A 16447-nucleotide genomic window follows, 5' to 3' on the forward strand; every position below is an offset into this window, starting at 1 on the left:
AAAACACGCGCATTGACTCGTGTCAAATCCGAGTCCGTGCGGGTTGCCTCGTGTCAATGTCTACGCTTGGAGGAGGTTCGCGGGCAGGGCTTGCGAACCGTCCCTGGAGGAGGATGTTCGCTATGCCGACAAGCGCCGAAGTAGCAAGCCACGCTGGGCTGTCTCGTTCGACCGTGAGCCAGATCCTCAACGGTCGCGAGCACCTCTTCTCGGATGAGACGATCGCGCGCGTGCGGAAGTCCGCGGCTGAGCTGGGCTACCGTCCATCCCTGGCCGGACGGACGCTGCGCCGCGGGACCAGCGACATCGTGATCACCTTGATACCCGAGACGGCGACCTTCAACCCGCGGCTCCGCGAGCTGGTGGACGTCATCACGCACGGCCTGGCCGAGAAGGGCTACACGAACCTCCTGCGATTCATCGGTTCCGCCGAGCTGCTCGAAGACGCCATCCTCGACCTCAAGCCGTACGGCGTCGTCAGCCTCACGCCCCTGCCCGACACACAGCGCGAGAGACTCCTCGCCCACGGCGCGCACTTGGTCGAGCAGCCGGTGGACGTGCAGGTCCAGATCGACCGCGCGATGGGTGCCCTGCAGGCGCAGCACCTGGCCGACGCCGGTTACACCACCATCGCACCCGTCGCGCCCGTCGCGGACGGAGAGCAGTCCTACGCCCTCCCCCGAGCAGAAGGAGCCAGGCATTGGGCAGAGGAACACGGTATCCACGTTCTCCCGACGATCGAACTCGCTCCCCGCGGTGATGCCGCCGTCGAGGCAGTTCGCGCATTGCCAGCGAGTCCTGTCGGTATCGCGGCCTACAACGACGAGCTCGCCGCCGCGGTTGTCAGCGCGGCGATCGACCTCGGCCGGTCGGTGCCACGAGACCTCGGGGTCGTCGGCATCGACAACTCGCCGATCGCGACAGCGCTCACCCCCTCGATCACGACGGTCGACTACGACATCCCCTTCAGTGGCCGCGTCGTCGTAGAGATGCTGCTCGGCATCACCGACGCGTCGTCACTGGCTGATATCGCCCTCGACGAGGTCACCACCCGCCTGCGTATCGTCCAGGGGGCCACGACACCGGACGCGCGCCGATAGCACCGTGCGCTCGCGCGGGTGGGCGGCAGCAGACCTCTGCCTCCCATCGTCCGCGCCGTGCGCTCAGCCCTGAGGTTCCGCCGCGGCCGCAGCCTTCGCGAGCAGCTCCTGCGGGAGGTCCTCGGGCAGCGCCCCCTGGCTGTACATGACGAGCTGCTCGAGCGTCAGACCGAAGCCGGCCGCAAGCTGCTCTTCGTCGACGCCCGGCATCGCCTCCAGCAGCAACCGGCGACCCACCGGGTGCTCAAACCACTCCCCGATCGTGCTCTCCTCGCTGAGCGTCATCGCGACCCGCTTCCGGTCAGCGTACCCGCGGGGTGCCGCGACCAGCGGCGCCGCATCAGCAGCCTTGACGAACGAGGAGCGCAGCGCCCTGTGTCGGCCGGGATGATGGACCCCGCCGACGAACGTCACCTCCGCACGCAATGGCGTGTTCGCCGAGGATGAGCCTACGAAGATCCGCACGCGCCCCGGCTCGACCACCCATCCTTCGCGCGGGTCCCACAGGGCCAGCATGCTCGCGGGGATGTCGACGACGAACCGCTCCTCCGACCCGGCGGGGATGCGGACGCGGCGGAAGGCGAGCAGCTGTCGCCCTGGGCGCACGCTACGGGCATGCGTGTCCTGCCCGTACACCTGCATGACCTCGTCGCCATCGAGCTCGCCGACGTTCGCGACGGTGAAAGCCACCCGTATGACACCGTCGTTCGCGACCGTGTCGGACTCCACGTCGAGGTCGCGGTACTCGAAGGATGTGTAGCTCAGCCCGTGACCGAACGGGAACACCGCGCGGACTGACCCGGAAACGTACGCCTCCGTCTGGAGCGTCCGCCAGTAGGGCACGGGCGCCGCCCCGACCGATTCCAGCAGGGCGATCGGCAGCCGCCCGGCCGGATTGACATCACCGAACAGCACCCGCGCGACGGCGTTGCCGGCCTCCTCGCCACCGAACCAGGAGGTCAAGATCGCGGGTGCGAGCTTCGTCATCCACCCGAGGACGAAGGGGCGGGCGTGGCTCAGGACGACGACCATCGGAGTGCCCGTGACCGCGATAGCCTCGACGAGCTCGCGCTGAACGCCGGGCAACTCGCACGTGGCGCTGTCGAGTCCCTCACCGACCGTGCCGCGGGCGTTGATCCCGGCCTGATCGCCGACGACCACGATCGCCACATCGGCATCGGCGGCCGCCTGCGCGGCGGCGGGGATCCCCGAACGGTCCTCGTTCTCGACTGGGCAACCGCGTTCATACACGACAGTGGTGTCCGCGCCCACCCGCGAACGGATGCCCTCGACGAACGTCACGACGGGAACGGAGTCCACCAGGAGTTCTGCGGCGTCCGCACCCGTCGCGCCGACAAGGGTTGGGTCGTCGGCCGCACGCGACTGAGGATCCGCCGCGTGCGCGAACATCTGCACGATGCTGTCAAGCACGTGATAGCTGTAGTGGCCGAGCTGCCCCATCAGCCGGTCTGCGTTGGGGCCGATGACAGCGATCCGCTTGGTGTCGGGCGACAGCGGAAGCAGCGGAGCGCCGCCCACCGGCTCGTTCTGCAGCAGCACGACGGATTCCTCGGCGAGGATGCCTGCGAGTTCGCGCCCCTCTTCGGAGTCGAGCGTGTCGGGTACACCGTCGAGGTCGACATACGGCCGCTCGAAGAGGCCCAACTGGAACTTCGCACGCAGCACACTCGCGACCGCACGATCGAGGTCCGCCTCGCGGAGGAGCCCCGACCGGACTGCTTCGACGATACGATCGGTCGACACTCGGTTGTCGAGGTCGAGGTCGACTCCGGCGCGGATCGCCTGTGCGTGCGCTTCGAGCAGATCCGGCGTCACGCGGTGCTTCGTGTGCAGCTGCGAGACCGCCGCGAGGTCCGACACGACAAGGCCGTGGAACCCGTACTCCTCACGCAGAAGCGTCGTGAGCAGCTCGTACGATCCCGTGACGGGGGTGCCGTCGATGTCGTTGTAAGAGGGCATGATGCCGCGGGCGTCGGCATCGCGGATCGCAACCTCGAACGGCTTGCCGTAGACCTCGCGGAGAGCCCGCTCGCCGATGTGAGCAGGCTCGGTGTTGCGTCCGCCGTTGCTGGCTCCGTACCCGACGAAGTGCTTCAGGGTCGCGATCACCGGCGCCTCCGGGACAGCGTCCTGGAGACCCCGCACGAAGGCTGACGCCATCTCGCCCACGAGGAGCGGCTCCTCGCCGTAGGTCTCCCCCACCCGGCCCCAGCGCGGGTCGCGTGCGACGTCCGCCAGGGGTGAGAGCGCCTGCCGGACGCCCAATGCAGCCATCTGCGCACCGATCAGCGCGGCCATACGCTCCACGAGCTCCGGGTTCCAGGTCGCCGCCTGTGCGATGGCATCCGGGAAGGTCGTGGCGCCTCGCACCTTGAGACCGAGCAGGGCCTCCTCGCCGAGGAGGATGGGGATCCCGAGCCGCGTGTCTTCGACGTGCTTGCGCTGCAGCTCGTTCGCCGCCGCAGCCATTTCGAGGGGCGTCCCGGCAATCGTCGAGAGAGCGGCGACGGCCGCGCCCCAACCAGTCTCGGGAGGGGTGTGCGTGTCGACGACAGTGCCGAACGGGCTTGCGGTCTGCGCCGCCTTCTCCTCGAGCGTCATCCGGGAGAGCAGGTCGAGCACGCGCTCTCCGACAGGCAGGGAGGAGTCGCGATAGGCGACGTACCCATCCGTCGGCCGTCCAGCGGCGGTGCCCTCAGGAGTCATGGTCTCGTTCCCTTCCTGTGCCGGCGACGCCGTCGGCGCCATAAATCGGCATCACGTAGCCTTGACACGTGTCAAGCCCCGACGGTACCACGAAGTCCGAGACGCTCGCCGCTGCCGTCGAAGCGTGGCTGACATGGGTCCTCAACAGCGGGCTGCTCTGGACCGGGCTGGTCGCGCTCGTCATCACCGTGACCGTCGTCGGCCTGGCCTTCGCCCCGAGGTCCCGCTCGCGTGACCATCGTGCCGATGGAGCCGATCCTCATCGGTGAAGAGAGTATCGCGAAAATAGAACGCCTGTTACATTTCTCGCGAACGAGCGTGACGACGTCGTAACGCTTGCTCAGATCCTCTCGACGACGAGCGGGAAAGGAACACATCGCCGAGATGATCACATCCGCAGCCAAGCCTGAGAACGCAGGCAGGCTCAGCGCGCGTCGCGCCGGTGGACGTCGGCGCGCGCGCTCAGACAGAGAGCAGGAACCGTATGAAAGCCATAAGTCCGCACATCGCCGTTTCCGCCGTCATCCTCGGGCTCACGCTCACCGGCGCGCCATCCGCGGCGGCTTCGCCCGATTCGGACCCCACGATCCGTCAGCTCGCCGAGAGGACCGGCATCTTCTTCGGATCCGGCTCGGTGAAGGCCTCGGAATCGACCGCCGACGGCCGTCCGGCCAACTACTTCTCCGACCCCCGGTACGGGCGAGTACTTTCCGAGCAGTTCAACAGCCTCTCCCCTGAGAACGAGTTCAAATGGAGTATGGTGCAGCCGCAGGAAGGCGTCTTCGACTTCGCAGGCCTGGATCGCCTGGTGACGTTCGCGCAAGAACACGACATGGAGGTCAAGGCGCACAGCGGGATCTCGCGCTCGTTCAATCCGGACTACCTGGTCGCAAAGACCGACCCGGCGGAGTTCCGGCAGGCCGTGGTCGATCACTTCACCACGATCATGCAGCGGTACACCGGAAAGATGGACCGCTGGGACGTCGCCACCGAGGTGTTCTCGACATTCGGAGGCACCGGGCTCGAACACAACCTGTTCTACGAGCGGATGGGCCCCGACTACGTTTCCGAGGTGTTCCGGATCGCGCACGCCGCCGATCCGACAGCGAAGCTGTTCATCAACGAGAACCTGGTCGAGTTCTACCCTGCCAAGCGCCAAGAGCTCTACGACCTCGTCTCGGGCATGGTCGCGGACGGCGTCCCCATCCACGGCGTTGCGCTGCAGATGCACGAGACTCTCGCCGGCCCGACGCCCGGCGTGCTCACGAGCATCGTCGATGAGTACACGGCACTCGGCCTGGAGGTCACCATCGCGGAACTCGACGTCCACACGTACGATCCGATGTCACAGGCCCAGATCTACGGCGATGTGGTCGCCGAGGCTCTGGCCGCGGGTATCACCGACATCAGCGTGTGGGGGTTCACGGACAAGCACCTCTACACCTGGCTGCCCGGAGCCAAGCCGACGATGTTCGACGAGGAGTTCAACCCCAAGCCGGCGTACTTCGCGGTGCGCGACGCGCTCCAGGCGTTCGTCGATGACGACTCCGCACCCGGTCGCGCGGTGTTGTCCCACACGAGCGGGTGGGCGAACGGTCTCCACGACGGCAACTACACCGTCAGGATGAATCTCTGGCACGGGACTCCAGGAAGCTACTACCGCCTCTACGAGAATGATGTCTTGGTCCACGCCGCGGCACTGGACACCGATGTCGACTCACAGTTCGTGGAGGCGCCGTTCAGCGAAAAACCAAACGGCACGTATGTCTACCGCGCGGAGCTCATCAACTCGAAGGGCGTGACGGCGACGACCACTGCCAGCGTCACGGTCACAGATGCGGCGCCGGGCAAGCCCGTCGTAAGCACCGACAGTTGGGACGGAGACGGGGACTTCACGGCGACCGCGAACCTGTGGTGGGGGACGAACGCGACCTCGTACGCGTTCTTCCTCGATGGGGTGAAAGTCGGCGACGGCTCACTCACGGCGGATACGCCGAACCCGCAGTCGGCGACCCTTACGCTGGCGGGCGTCTCACCGGGTACGCACACGCTCTCGGTCACCTTCGCAAACGAGTCCGGATCGAGCACGTCCGATCCGGTCACGGTGCAGGTCGACTGAGTGCAGGGGCGCCCGGTCGGCGGACCGGGCGTCCCGCCGTCACAGCGGCGGAGGCCGTTGGGAGCGGCGGCGCGCTCAGTAGGTAAAGACGTCAAGCCGCACGATTCCGCTGTCAGGAATTCGTGTGGGAATGACGCGGCCCGGCAGCAGCGCACCCCCCTCGAAGGGGAACGGGATCAGCGTGCCCGAGGCTGTCTCGTCACCGTTGAGCTGCTGCCTGACGACGAGCTCGCCTTCCTCGAAGTCATACATCGTCGCCGCCGAAAAGGATGCTTCGCGTCCTTCAGGCGCCCCGAGCGTGATCCAGAAGCCGCGCCCGATGACGAACATCCCGTGCTCGCCGTCCGGGATCGCAATCCCGTATGCCGGATACCGGGGCACGACATGGCCGTGATCGTCGGCGGTGCGGATGTCGAGGACGACGTCGCCGATGGGGATCCGATGGCGCGGATGCCGCGAATCGAGCACGAAGCCGGTCGTCCCGGCGTCCGGGTTGCGAGCAATGACCGCCGCAGCGGCGCGTAGCAAGCGAAACGCGTCCTGAAGCGCATCAGCCTCGCGGCCGCCAGCACGAAGCGCGTCGACGCCGAACGGCGAGACGCCGGTCGCGCGGTGGCGCCCCACCGCCAGGAACATCTGAGCGACGCCGGTCTCGTCAGCCCGCAGCTCCGGAACCAGAAGGCGTCCGCGACGGGCGGCGTAGCTCTCGAATACCGGCCCGGCATCGTCGATATATGCGTCGACCGCCAGCAGGTCGAGGGACGACGCCATCCGCTCCCAGATCGCGGCGACCGACATCACCGGGCCGCCGCTGGGATAATCGCCCGGGCGTTTCCCGCCGGCCACCGCGACAGGACCGTCCAGGACGCTGTCGGCGTCGAGCCACGCGTTGACGAAGAGCGGCACATCGTGAACGGCGCGTCCGGCGGCAGCGACGGCTTCTATGTAGGTCGCGAACGCAGTCGCCATGAACGCCTCATCGGTAGGGTCGCCGGCGGGGAACAGCGTCGCCCAATCCCCCGCGCCAATGCTGCCGTGTCTGACCCACTCGGCGTGCAACGGCATGGCGGGGTCTGATCGCACAGCGGCGAGCACGTCCTCCGGCACGTCGGACGCAAAGGCCTCCTCCGCGAGCGGACCGCGATCGCGTGAGTCCCCGAGCAGCCCCACTTCGTTCTCGACCTGTACCGCGATGACCGTTCCGTCGGTGTCCAGGTCGCGGATTCGCTGCATCAGGGCGGTGAAGGCACGTGCGTCGGCCGCACGCGCCGCACTCGAGAACGGTGTGATCTGGTTCGCGCGCCGTCCGTCGCGCAGGACGGATCGCGGAAATCGCTCGGAGTCGCGCTTGATCCAGCTCGGCACGTACGTCGAGGCGGCGTTTTTCCACGTGCCGAACCACAGCGGGATGAGGCGGAGACCCCGTCGGCGCGCCGCCTCGATCATGGCGTCGATCAGTCCCGGGTCGAAATGCCCTTCCTCAGGCTCGAAGAGATCCCAGGCGACCGGGGCGAGCACGGTGTTCGCGCCGAGCCGCCGCACAGCATCGAAAGACTCGGCGATCGCGCGATCGGAGCTCGAGCTGGAGTTGTGCACCTCCGCTCCGATCACGACGAACGGGCACCCGTCCACCACGAGGTACGGGCCCATCCAAGCGCTCGACAGTGAAGTCATTCTTCGTTCTCTCCGGGGGCGGACGAGGCGTTGGCGACCCGGAGACCGTATCCCAGCGGGTACAGCGGATCGTCGGTACCGGCGACGCTTTCATGCGCGGATCGGACGGCCTCCATCGAACCGGGCATCTCCACGGGAAGGGATCCCTCGGGAAGGATGCGCCCGGTCAGGGCGAGCATGAGGGCTTCGTCACTCACCCCGAAGCTGACCGTCAACCCGGCGACCTCGTCGGCGAACGGGGTGGCGATCGCGGGGCGATCCAGCGAGATGTCGACGAGGAGCCGGGTCTGCCGAGCGATCTGACGGAGGCGGTAGACCAGGCCCGGAGGGAACTCGAGAGTGCCCTGGTGGAAATAGCTCTCGAGGAAGAGGTCGTCTCTAGGCTCGTACGGCGCCGCGATGCGGATGATCGCGACATCCGCCTGAGACGGGTCCGTGACGATCGTCGCCCACTCGGCGACGCTGTCGGGCCGAACGCCTTCGAGGTAGACCCGCGGATTCCCCCGCAAGGGGAGCAGCCCCTCGCGGTTCTCGAGGACGGTCACCGATCGCGCCTGTGCTGCCACCCCGGCTCGGCGATGCTCCGACGAACCGGCTACCCCTTGTGCAAGGTCCACGTCGACATACGGGTTGTCGAAGAGACCTAGGCGGAACTTCACCAGCAGAACGCGTCGCGCAGACTGATCGACCCGGGACTCGTCCACAAGGCCCTTTCGTACGAGATCCCGGAGAAGGTCGGTGCATTCCTCGCCGCCGAACTGGTCCGCGCCGGCGTCGAGGATCTTCAGCATCCGTTCAGAAGGACTCAGGTCCTCCACACCCCACGCCCGCGCTGGGAGCACCTGATCGCCGACGACGTTGTCGTTGACCAGTTCCCAATCCGTGAGGATGACGCCATCGAAGCCCAGCTTCTCGCGAAGGAGCCCGGTGAGGATCTGGCGGTTGTAACCGAATCCGACTTCTTCGACCGGCTCCCCGTCGACCACCAGCCCCACCGGCATCCCGTAGTACGGCATGATGCCGGCCGTTCCCGACTCGATCGCGGCGAGGAACGGCTGCAGATGCCTGGCAAACGCGTCGCCCGAGTAGACCTGCTCCCGCCCGTAGGGGAAGTGAGCATCCTCGCCGTCCTTCTGCGGCCCACCCCCGGGGAAGTGCTTCGTGACGCACGCTACGCTGTTCGGTCCGAGAGCACTGCCTTGAAATCCCTCCAGGTACGCGCGGGTGTACCGCGCGACGCGTTCCGGATCGGCGCCGAAGGTCTGCAGTTGCCGAGCCCAGCGTGGTTCGGTGGCGAGGTCGACTTGCGGATGCAGAGCCGCGCGAATCCCCACCGCGCGATACTCTTCCGCCGCCCGTCGCGCGAAGTCACTGATGACCTCGGGGTCATCGATCGCGGCAAGGCCCAACGCGTCCGGCCATTGGGAGAACGGTCCCGCCGTGAAGGCGACTCCGCTGTTCTCGGTGAACGAGTGACGCGGGTCTGTGGCAATGGTCACCGGAATGCCGTGCGGCGTCTGCTCTGCGAGGGCTTGCAACGCGTTGTTCCAGGCAGCGGCGTCGTGAGCGCTTTCGAGATGGTGGACGTTGAAGTGGTTCATGTGCTTGTTCAGCACCACCGTGCTCGTCGGCGACTTGCTGATCCGCCCAGGCGTCTCGAGCAGAGTGCCTCCGGGTCCCGTTTCGATCACGGTCTGGAAGAGCAGTCCGACTTTCTCCTCGAGGGACATTCGCTGCAGGAGATCGTCGGTCCTCTCGATCGGGGTGAGCCTCGGGTCCTCGAAGGGATCCAGAACTCCATTTCGATTCAGGTCGCGGTAGTGGACGCCATCGGGGCTCAGCGTGCGGTGTGGTTGCATGTCAGTCCGTTCTGTCAGCGGCCGCTCCGACCACAGCGGCGTGAGACGCACCGGGCTCGTCAGGCCGGGCACGGAGATGCGGAATCGCTCTCGTCGAACAGAGCACGGCGAACCAGCGGGAGCTCAGCTTGGGAGTGCGTTGCAGCGTCTCATAGTCGACGTGGATGATGCCGAAGCGTGGCCCGTATCCCGCGGCCCACTCGAAGTTGTCCAGCAATGACCACACGAGGTAGCCGACGACGTTCGCTCCCCGCTCGAGGGCGCGGTGGGTCGCTTCGACATGTTGTTCGAGATACCGTGTGCGATCCAGGTCGAACACGGCGCGCGTGCCGTCGGTCCCGATCACCGTGTCGGCGAACGCTGCGCCGTTCTCCATCACCATGATGGGCAGCTCTGGGAACTCCTCGGAGAGGGCGACGAGGTGCTCCTCAAGCCCCGCGGGCTCGATCCCCCAGTCCATTCCCGTCCTCTCCAGCTCGGGTCGACGGACGAACTCGATGCGCTCAGATCCCGGGAACGCGGTTCCGCCCGGCTTCTCGGCACCCGGCGTGTACGTCGGATCCTCGCGGACGTGCATCACCTCGTAATAGTTCACGCCGAGCAGGTCCAGCGGCTGATGGCAGATCTCCAGGTCTCCCGGCAGCACGAAGCTCCAGTCGGTGAATGGTGTCATGTCGTCGATGAGGTCCGTGGAATACTCGCCTCGCAGCATCGGCCCGGTGAACACCCGGTTCGCGACGGCGTCGAAGCGCCGCGCCGCGTCGGCGTCTTCTGGAGTGTGAGCCTGAACCCTGAAGATGTTGAGGGCGACGGAGATCTGGGCGTCCGGTCTCGTGACTGTGCGACGGAGCGCTTTCGTGGCAAGCCCGTGTGACAGATTGAGGTGGTGGGCGGCTTTCAACGCGTCGGCGTGACTTGTGCCGCCTGGCGCGAATGCTCCGCTGCCGTAGCCCGAGAACGAGTTGTTCCACGGCTCATTGTGAGTCGACCAGATCGCCACGCGGTCTCCGAGGGCGGTACCGACAATCTCGGCATACTTCTCGAATGCGAACGCCGTCTGGCGGCCGCGCCATCCGCCGTACGCATCCTCGAGGGCCTGCGGGAGATCCCAGTGGTTGAGAGTGGCGATCGGCTGGATGCCTCGGCTGAGGAGGCCGTCGATGAGCCGGGAATAGAAGTCGAGCCCCTTCTGATTCACCGCTCCCTCCCCCTCGGGCATCACACGAGGCCACGAAATGGAGAATCGGTAGGCGTCGAGGTTGAGCGACGACATCAGGTCGAGATCGATCTCTGTCCGGTGGAAGTGGTCGGCGGCAACATCTCCGGTCGCGCCGTCCTGGGTCTTTCCCGGCGTGTGGCTGAACACATCCCAGATCGAAGGGCCCCGGCCACCCTCCTTTGCGCCGCCCTCGATCTGGTACGCCGCCGTGGCAGCTCCGAGGATGAACGTCCGCGGCACAGTGAGCGTTCCGGTCTCGATGAAGTCGTCATACATATGTGGGTCCTGTCGAGGTGGTCTGGTTGGTGGGCGCGGGGTACGACGGCCGAAAGAGCCTCTGGGCGCAGGGCACGCCGAGGCTGCGCCTGAGCGTTGCCCTTGTGGCAGGCGGAGCGTCAGCCCTTGATACCGCTGGAGACGGTGGATCGGACGAAGTAGCGCTGGGCGAAGAAGAAGATCAGCAGCACCGGGATGATGTACATGACGGCAGCCGCGGCCTGAACGGTCGGAATGGTGTTCCCGTTCGGATCTTGGTAGAACGCGGTGATCGCTACAGACAGCGTGGTGCGATCCAAGTCGAGCAGGAGAGCGGGAGCGATGTAGTCGCCCCAGGTCCAGGTGAACTGCAGGAGGAGGGAAGTGATGATGACGGGGCGAGACAGCGGCAGGAAGATCGTCGCGAAGATGCGGAACCATCCGGCGCCGTCAATGATCGCGGCCTCCTCCAGCTCCTTCGGGAGCGCCGAGAAGAACTGCCGGAACAAGAACACCATGTAGGGGGACGCCGCAAGTCCCCAAAGCACCCATGGCCAGTAGGTGTTGAGAAGTCCGATGCGCGAGAACATCACATAGGTAGGCAGCAGGGTAAGGATGTTGGGGATCATCATCGTCGCCAGCAGCACCAGGAAAAGGGCGTTCTTGCCTGGCGCCCGCAGTCGCGCGAACCCGAAGCCGACGGCCGCACTGGACAGGGTGATCAACACTGAGTAGGTCGTCGCGAGGAACAGCGAGTTTCCCGCATATCCGAGGAAGTCCACGTCGGTGAACGCGGTGACGAAGTTGTTCCACTGCGGCGTGGCCGGGAAGATCTGGATCGGTAGCGACGCCCATTCGGCCGGCGTCTTCAGCGCTGCGAGCACCAGCCACAGGAACGGGCCGATGAAGAACACCGCGAGCAGCAGGACGATGATGTACGTCCAAACGCCCGGCCGCTTCTTCGATCTGTTCGACCTCTTGAGCCGGCCCGTAGCGGGAGGAACTAGCTCGACGCGTTCCGGCGTCGGGGTTTCGGTGACGGTCATCGGGTTGCTCCTTCGCGTTCCGCTTCGGTGTCGACTTCGTAGTAGACCCATGACTTGCTCGAGCGCAGCAGGAGCAGGGTCAGGCCGAGAATGACGAGGAAGAAGACCCACAGCATGGCCGAGCCATATCCGAATCGGTTGCCGAGGAAGAACTCCTGGTAGACCTGCACCATGTACAAGGTCGTGCTCTCGGGCACGCCACCCACCGTGGAGATGCCCGCCGCGTTGGTGAGAAGCATCGGCTGGACGAACACCTGCAGCGCCGCTATCACACCGGTCACGAGCTGGAAGAACAGGATCGGTGAGATCATCGGGACCGTCACGTGCCGGAACACCGTCCACCGGTTGGCGCCGTCGATGCGGGCGGCCTCCTCCAGCTCGACGGGAACTCCCTGCAGTGCGGCGAGCATGATGATCATGCCGCCACCGAGCCCCCACAGCATCAGAATGATGAGGGAGTAGAACACAGTGGGGTCGACCAGCCACCCGATCGGCTCGATTCCGACCACGCCGAGGATGGCGTTGAGGATGCCGGCGTCCTTGTTGAAGACCAGCTTCCACATGATCGCCATCGCGACCACCGGGACGACTGAGGGCAGGAAGAACACGGTGCGCCACACCCCTACCGCCCGCAGCCGCCGGTTGATGATGGTTGCCAGTCCCAGCGAACCGGCGACCGTGAGCGGCACGACGATGGCAGTGAATGCCAGCGTCCTCACCAGTGCCGCCCACATGTCGCCGTCGCCGAACAGTTCGATGTAGTTGCGCAGCCCTACCCACTTGTAGCGGGGGGAGCTTCCATCGAAGTTCGTCAGGCTCACAACGAAGCCGTACACCATGGGCGCTGCGGTGAGCAGCACGAACCCCACGACCCATGGTGCGACGAACGCGTAAAACGTTCGCTTCGGGTATCTGCTCCACTTGCGAGCCATCTGTTGTACTTCCTCAGCCGACCTGGTCGACGCCCTGAGCGAGCGCCTCGTTCAACTCGTCCGTCAGCGCCTGAGCGGCCTCCTCGACCGTGAGCTCGCCCTTGATCGCCTGCTGCAGGTACTTGTCGATCGTGTCCTGGAGCAGAAGTGCCGAGATGTAGGGAGAGTCGGGAAGGGGCTGCGTATACTTCAGCTGGTCCTGAACGACCGCGTATGCCTGCTGCTGGTACGGCTGCTCCTGCGGGAGCTTGTCGGCGAGGGACTTCAACGATGGCAGTCCCCAGCCGCTGGCTGCGCGCTCCTCGGCCGGCGGACCCGCCATGAAGTACTCCATGAACTTCCAGGCGGCGTCCTTGGCATCGGACTGCTCCGGAATCCACAGCCCGGCGCCGCCGAAACTCATCGGCACCGGCTCGTCACCCATCGTCGGTGCGGGCGCGAATCGAATGGTCTTCATAGCGTCGTCGCCGGCGAAGTTCCCACCGAACCAGTACCCGTCCTGCGTGATCGCCATCCGCCCGGCGGCGAACGTGGAGTAGTCCGAACCGTCCGGCAGCGGGTTCAGGGAGGTGGGCCCGACGCCAGACTGGCCGTAGTCGACGAACCACTGCAGCGCACGAACCGCTTCCGGCGTGGTGAAGTCCACCTCACTGAGGTCGTCGTTGTACAGGCTGCCGCCTTGTTGAGCGACCATGGCTGCGATCGGCCCATAGAGCGTCCATTGCCACTCCATGCCCAGGCCGTACACCTCGGTGGTGCCGCCGTTGATGACGGCGACCTTCTTGGAGATCTCCAGCAGCTCGTCGTAGCTGATCGGCTCGGTGTCGCTGAGGTACGGCACGCCAGCCGCGTCGAACAGAGCCGTGTTGTACCAGAGCGTGTTGTCCTGGCTCCAGTCCTTCACGATGCCGTAGAGCGGCCCTTCCCCACTCTTGGTTCCATCCCACCGGAACGCGTCGTTCACCGGCTGCAGGTCGTCCTCCTTCAGCACATCGCTTTCCTCCAAGTACGGAGTCAGGTCGGTGGCAAGCCCCCGCGCGTTGAAGTTGGCGCTGCCGACGGCGTTGCCGAACGCGAGGTCCGGAGGGTTGCTCGATGCGAGCATGGTGTTCAGACGCGCCTGGTCGTACACGATGTGGTTGACCTTGATGCCGGGATTGTCTGCCTCGAAGTCGGCGATCATCTCCTCGGTCAGATCCTGAGCACCGATCATGACGTCGACCGTGGTGTCACCCGAACCGCTGGCGCCGCCTCCGGTGCATCCCGCCAGTAGCGCCGACGCGCTGACGAACGTCCCCAGTACGACCGCGGTTCTGCGGGCCCGGGATGCGTGTGTGGTCATGTCTACCTCCTTGTGAACATGGCGAGGCCTCTGCTGCGGCCACCCTTGGTGTCGAAACAATACATCGAAACTGGAACAAGTGCTACATTTTCATGACGGCGCCTTCGAAACCGCGCTTCCGCGCGAACGCGGGCCGGAGATGGGTAGTGTCGCGATCATGACTGGACCGAGAAGCACAGGAGCTAGAGGGCCATACGCGAAGTCCGCGCAGCGCTCGAGCGACATCCTCGATGCGGCAGCGCGCGTGTTCGCGACACACGGCTACCACGGTGGATCGCTTCGCGACATCGCCCGGCAGCTTGACGTGAGCTTGACGAGCATCGTGCATCACTTCGGCAGCAAGTACGAGCTCCTCGAGGCAGTCCTCGAGCGATCCGACCGGACGACGTCCGGCGATGAAGCTTTCGATTTCGACGCGGCGTGCACTGCCCGAGGCGTGGTGTCGGCGACGCTGGAGCGGGTCCGTTCCAGCGTCGACCGTCCCGAGCTGCTCCGACTGTTCGCCATCCTCGCCGCGGAGTCGTCCGCTCCTACCCATCCGGCACACGAGTGGTTCGTCGCGCGGTATCGGCGGAAGGCGGGCGAACTGGCCACGGCCTTCGCATACGACCAGACGGTCGGCCGAATCCGTCCCGAACGCGATCCCGAAACGCTGGCACGGCTGCTCATCGCGACGTGGGATGGAGTCCAGCTCCAGTGGCTCATCGACCCCTCTGCCGACATGGAGACGCCGATGCGGCTCTTCTTCCAATCAACGCTTCCGGAAGCGCCGACGCAGACCTGAGAAGGAGACCTGTCAAGGTGACGCAACCTCTGCCGTGGAACCCCGCATCGTCCGAGTCAGCGCTGCAGCAAGCGACATTCTGGCCGTCCAGGTCGAAGAGGGATGGATCGAAGGAGGCATCCAGATCCCCTATCAGCCCTTGGATGGCGAGACGCTTCTGCCCGACGTCGAGAATTCGCACCTGATCTGGATCGACACGAACGGCGAGCACACCGGCGTACTTGTCGCCGATGAAGCCCGTGAGGATCAGCGCTTCGTGCTCGAGACGCGCCACGGGGACGAGCTGAGCGAGAAGGCGGACCTGTCGTCAAGCTATCTCGTCAACGGTCGACACCCATGCCACGTCTGGCGCAAATCAAAGCCGTCCAACATGGCAGATCCCACGGGTGACGTCACGGTGGAGCACATGATCTACCTCGTTCTGGATGCAGACCTTCGCGTCTGGCCCGGTGTCTTCGCATGGCCGGCATCCGAGAGCTTCTTCGATGTCTATCGGTTGCCGATCCTGACCGAGTACACCGTGCAAAGCAGCATCGGACCGAACGCGTACAACTGGGGCTACCTCGCAGCAGCCCGAGCATAAAGGACGCGATGCGAGCTGCGGACCCACCGGGGAGTTGTAGGGATGAATCGAATTGCGAGCGTGTCCTCTCGTGCCGGAGGGCGCGGCCGCACGGTCGTCGTGCTGTCGACCATCTGCGGTGCCCTTGTCGCCGCCGTTGCCGCGGGTGGCGCAATCGCGTTGTGCATCGCGGGCCGCGACGATCCAGGGAGGTACGCGACGCGTGTCGCGGAGCTGGAGGGCCGGTACGCGAGTGGATTCCCGAAAGGTGAAGTGCTGCTCACGGGAAGCTCGTTCTTCGAGTACTGGAGTACGTCAGAGTCCGATCTCGCGCCGCTCCACACGGTCAATATCGGCATCGGTGGGACGAAGGTTGGTGACCATCTGGCCTATTTCGATCGAATGGTCGTGCCCTTCGAGCCGCGTGTGCTCGTGCTCTACGTGGGCTCGAACGATATCAGCGGCATCCCGTTCTACTCGAAGTCCGCCCAAGCAACCGTGCAGCTGGTCGCCCAGTACATCGCCCGCGCCAAGGACGCACTTCCGGCCACCCGGATCTACTACGTCGCCATCACCGAGACGCCTTCGCGGGCAAGCGTGCGGGCAGACATCCAGGCGGCGAATCGGATGCTCGCCCAACTCGCGGATACCACAGGCGACTTCGTGTTCATCGACACCGCACCCGCTCTGTTGCTCAGCAGCGGCGAGATCGATCAGTCGCTTTTCGGAGAGGACAGATTGCACTTCAACGAGAAGGGCTATCGGGTTTTCGCTGATGCGGTTCGTAGCGGCCTGCAGGCCGAGTACTGAGTTGCTGGCCGGGGCTGT

At 65.6% G+C, this 16447-nt stretch carries 13 protein-coding genes; 6 read left to right on the forward strand and 7 right to left on the reverse strand.

Annotated features, from left to right (window positions below):
* Positions 1-122 precede the first annotated feature (122 nt).
* Complete coding sequence (locus AC3ANN_RS15130) at positions 123-1100, forward strand: LacI family DNA-binding transcriptional regulator (RefSeq protein ID WP_488338211.1); 978 nt, start codon at positions 123-125, stop codon at positions 1098-1100.
* A gap of 63 nt (positions 1101-1163) precedes the next feature.
* Here AC3ANN_RS15130 and AC3ANN_RS15135 read toward each other — a convergent pair whose 3' ends face one another.
* Positions 1164-3827 (reverse strand): beta-glucosidase family protein, encoded by a 2664-nt coding sequence (locus tag AC3ANN_RS15135; RefSeq protein WP_488338212.1) that lies wholly within the window; start codon positions 3825-3827, stop codon positions 1164-1166.
* Between the two features lie 68 nt (positions 3828-3895).
* Here AC3ANN_RS15135 and AC3ANN_RS15140 point away from each other — a divergent pair, with 68 nt between their 5' ends.
* The gene (locus AC3ANN_RS15140) at positions 3896-4096 is read left to right on the forward strand and encodes a hypothetical protein (protein ID WP_488338213.1); all 201 of its coding nucleotides are present in this window, start codon (positions 3896-3898) and stop codon (positions 4094-4096) included.
* Between the two features lie 173 nt (positions 4097-4269).
* Positions 4270-5946, forward strand: coding sequence for an endo-1,4-beta-xylanase (locus AC3ANN_RS15145; protein WP_488338214.1), 1677 nt, complete (start codon positions 4270-4272; stop codon positions 5944-5946).
* A gap of 75 nt (positions 5947-6021) precedes the next feature.
* Here AC3ANN_RS15145 and AC3ANN_RS15150 read toward each other — a convergent pair whose 3' ends face one another.
* From AC3ANN_RS15150 to AC3ANN_RS15175, 6 genes are all read right to left on the reverse strand, one after another.
* Positions 6022-7620, reverse strand: coding sequence for a DUF5597 domain-containing protein (locus tag AC3ANN_RS15150; protein WP_488338215.1), 1599 nt, complete (start codon positions 7618-7620; stop codon positions 6022-6024).
* The gene (locus AC3ANN_RS15155) at positions 7617-9479 is read right to left on the reverse strand and encodes a glycoside hydrolase family 3 protein (protein WP_488338216.1); all 1863 of its coding nucleotides are present in this window, start codon (positions 9477-9479) and stop codon (positions 7617-7619) included. The genes AC3ANN_RS15150 and AC3ANN_RS15155 overlap by 4 nt, the downstream gene beginning before the upstream one ends.
* Position 9480: 1 nt before the next feature.
* A complete protein-coding gene (locus tag AC3ANN_RS15160; protein WP_488338217.1) occupies positions 9481-10974 on the reverse strand; it encodes a GH1 family beta-glucosidase in 1494 nt (497 codons plus the stop codon).
* A gap of 119 nt (positions 10975-11093) precedes the next feature.
* The gene (locus AC3ANN_RS15165) at positions 11094-11999 is read right to left on the reverse strand and encodes a carbohydrate ABC transporter permease (protein ID WP_488338218.1); all 906 of its coding nucleotides are present in this window, start codon (positions 11997-11999) and stop codon (positions 11094-11096) included.
* A complete protein-coding gene (locus AC3ANN_RS15170; protein ID WP_488338219.1) occupies positions 11996-12931 on the reverse strand; it encodes a carbohydrate ABC transporter permease in 936 nt (311 codons plus the stop codon). The genes AC3ANN_RS15165 and AC3ANN_RS15170 overlap by 4 nt, the downstream gene beginning before the upstream one ends.
* A gap of 13 nt (positions 12932-12944) precedes the next feature.
* Positions 12945-14273 (reverse strand): ABC transporter substrate-binding protein, encoded by a 1329-nt coding sequence (locus AC3ANN_RS15175; protein WP_488338220.1) that lies wholly within the window; start codon positions 14271-14273, stop codon positions 12945-12947.
* A 157-nt stretch (positions 14274-14430) separates the two neighbouring features.
* Between AC3ANN_RS15175 and AC3ANN_RS15180 the strand changes: the two genes are divergently transcribed.
* From AC3ANN_RS15180 to AC3ANN_RS15190, 3 genes are read left to right on the forward strand one after another with little or no spacing between them, the layout of a single operon-like run.
* Positions 14431-15057, forward strand: a complete 627-nt coding sequence (locus AC3ANN_RS15180; protein WP_488338221.1) for a TetR/AcrR family transcriptional regulator — start codon at positions 14431-14433, stop codon at positions 15055-15057.
* 34 nt (positions 15058-15091) lie between these two features.
* Positions 15092-15640 (forward strand): hypothetical protein, encoded by a 549-nt coding sequence (locus AC3ANN_RS15185; RefSeq protein ID WP_488338222.1) that lies wholly within the window; start codon positions 15092-15094, stop codon positions 15638-15640.
* 60 nt (positions 15641-15700) lie between these two features.
* Positions 15701-16429 (forward strand): GDSL-type esterase/lipase family protein, encoded by a 729-nt coding sequence (locus AC3ANN_RS15190; protein ID WP_488338223.1) that lies wholly within the window; start codon positions 15701-15703, stop codon positions 16427-16429.
* Positions 16430-16447: the final 18 nt, after the last annotated feature.

It is taken from the genome of Microbacterium sp. STRO-2N (genome assembly GCF_057747775.1).

Bases quoted from the DNA above. Each gene is read 5' to 3' on its own strand.
- AC3ANN_RS15165 (WP_488338218.1), bottom strand. From the start codon at position 11,999: ATGACCGTCACCGAAACCCCGACGCCGGAACGCGTCGAGCTAGTTCCT.
- AC3ANN_RS15175 (WP_488338220.1), bottom strand. From the start codon at position 14,273: ATGACCACACACGCATCCCGGGCCCGCAGAACCGCGGTCGTACTGGGG.
- AC3ANN_RS15155 (WP_488338216.1), bottom strand. From the start codon at position 9,479: ATGCAACCACACCGCACGCTGAGCCCCGATGGCGTCCACTACCGCGAC.
- AC3ANN_RS15170 (WP_488338219.1), bottom strand. From the start codon at position 12,931: ATGGCTCGCAAGTGGAGCAGATACCCGAAGCGAACGTTTTACGCGTTC.
- AC3ANN_RS15130 (WP_488338211.1), top strand. From the start codon at position 123: ATGCCGACAAGCGCCGAAGTAGCAAGCCACGCTGGGCTGTCTCGTTCG.
- AC3ANN_RS15150 (WP_488338215.1), bottom strand. From the start codon at position 7,620: ATGACTTCACTGTCGAGCGCTTGGATGGGCCCGTACCTCGTGGTGGAC.
- AC3ANN_RS15180 (WP_488338221.1), top strand. From the start codon at position 14,431: ATGACTGGACCGAGAAGCACAGGAGCTAGAGGGCCATACGCGAAGTCC.
- AC3ANN_RS15135 (WP_488338212.1), bottom strand. From the start codon at position 3,827: ATGACTCCTGAGGGCACCGCCGCTGGACGGCCGACGGATGGGTACGTC.
- AC3ANN_RS15160 (WP_488338217.1), bottom strand. From the start codon at position 10,974: ATGTATGACGACTTCATCGAGACCGGAACGCTCACTGTGCCGCGGACG.